1 protein-coding gene is annotated in these 1,579 nt (G+C 70.7%); it reads left to right on the top strand.

Translation table 11 applies throughout. The features are described 5' to 3' along the window. Nucleotides 1-60 precede the first annotated feature (60 nt). A complete protein-coding gene (locus ACFCV8_RS36000) occupies nt 61-1,551 on the top strand; it encodes a glycosyltransferase family 87 protein (protein WP_376689772.1) in 1,491 nt (496 codons plus the stop codon). The last annotated feature ends 28 nt before the right edge of the window (nt 1,552-1,579 follow it).

Here is a 1,579-nt window from a genome sequence, read left to right on the forward strand (position 1 = left end):
CCCCCCCGGGGTGCGGCGGCCCTCGTCGTCTCCGCAGCCCCGTACGGCAGGATGTGCGGCATGCCAAGCGCAGAAGACACCAGCGTGCACCAGCACCAGGAACGGTCCGTCGTGCGGCCCACGCACCAGGACGAGGTCGCCGCGGCGGGCAGCGAGCTGATCGGCGGGCCTTCCGGGCGCTGGTCCCGGACAGGCAGCGCGGCGCTCCCCCCGGCGGCCGTCGTCGCCCTGGTGGCCCTCGGGACGTTCGCGCTGGGCATGGCGCAGAAGCTGCCCTGCTACAACTGGGCGTGGTTCAGAGGCGCGGGCTCGCAGTACACGCACGCCTGCTATTCGGACATTCCGCATCTCTTCGTCGCGCGGGGTTTCTCCGACGGACTCGTGCCGTACTTCGACCGGCTGCCCGGCGACATGCAGTACCTGGAGTACCCCGTCCTGACCGGGCTGTTCATGCAGGTCGCGTCCTGGCTGACGCCGGGCGGGCCGCTCCAGTTCCGCGAGCAGATGTACTGGATGGTCAACGCGGGCATGCTGATGGTCTGCGCCGTGATCATCGCCGTCTGCGTCGCGCGTACGCACCGGTTGCGCCCCTGGGACGGGCTGCTGGTGGCCCTCGCCCCGGCCTTCGCGCTCACCGCGACGATCAACTGGGACCTGCTGGCGGTCGCGCTGACGGCCGCGGCGATGCTCATGTGGTCCCGCGGGCGGGTGCTGGCCTTCGGGGTGCTCATCGGGCTCGCCACGGCCGCCAAGCTGTACCCCGTCTTCCTGCTGGGCCCGGTGTTCGTCCTGTGCTGGCGGGCGGGCAAGTGGCGGGAGTTCGGCACGGCCACGCTCGGGGCGGTGGTGTCCTGGCTGGTGGTGAACCTGCCGGTGATGCTGCTGGCTCCGGAGGGCTGGAAGAAGTTCTACACGTTCAGCGAGGAACGCGGCATCGACTTCGGCTCGTTCTGGCTGATCATCACCCAGCGCACCGGCGAGGGCATCGACGTCTCGACCGTCAACACCGTCTCGACCCTGACCACCGTCGCGCTCTGCGCGGCCATCGGCGCGCTGACCCTGATGGCACCGCGCAGACCACGTTTCGCGCAGCTCGCCTTTCTGGTCGTCGCGGCGTTCATCCTGATCAACAAGGTCTACTCACCGCAGTACGTGCTGTGGCTGATCCCGCTGGCCGTGCTGGCCAGGCCGCGCTGGCGGGACTTCCTGATCTGGCAGGCCTGCGAGGTCATGTACTTCCTGGGGATCTGGCTGTACCTCGCGTACACGACGAGCGGCGAGAAGCACCAGGGGCTGCCCACCGAGGGGTACCAGCTGGCGATCGCCCTGCACCTGCTGGGCACGCTGTACCTCTGCGCCGTCGTCGTACGGGACGTTCTCAAACCGGAGCGGGACGTGGTGCGGCGCGACGGCTCGGACGATCCGTCCGGCGGGGTGCTCGACGGGGCCCCCGACGTGTTCGTGCTGGGGCGGGCGGCGCGCCCGGAGCACCTCGCGGTCGAGGGGCCGCGGGTGGAATGGGGCGCGGAGCGGGAACCGGCTGCCGACTGAGCGAAGGCCGGGCCGCCGCCCCGTACGG

Origin of the sequence: Streptomyces sp. NPDC056347 (genome assembly GCF_042262625.1) — a bacterium.
Taxonomy (GTDB): Bacteria; Actinomycetota; Actinomycetes; order Streptomycetales; family Streptomycetaceae; genus Streptomyces.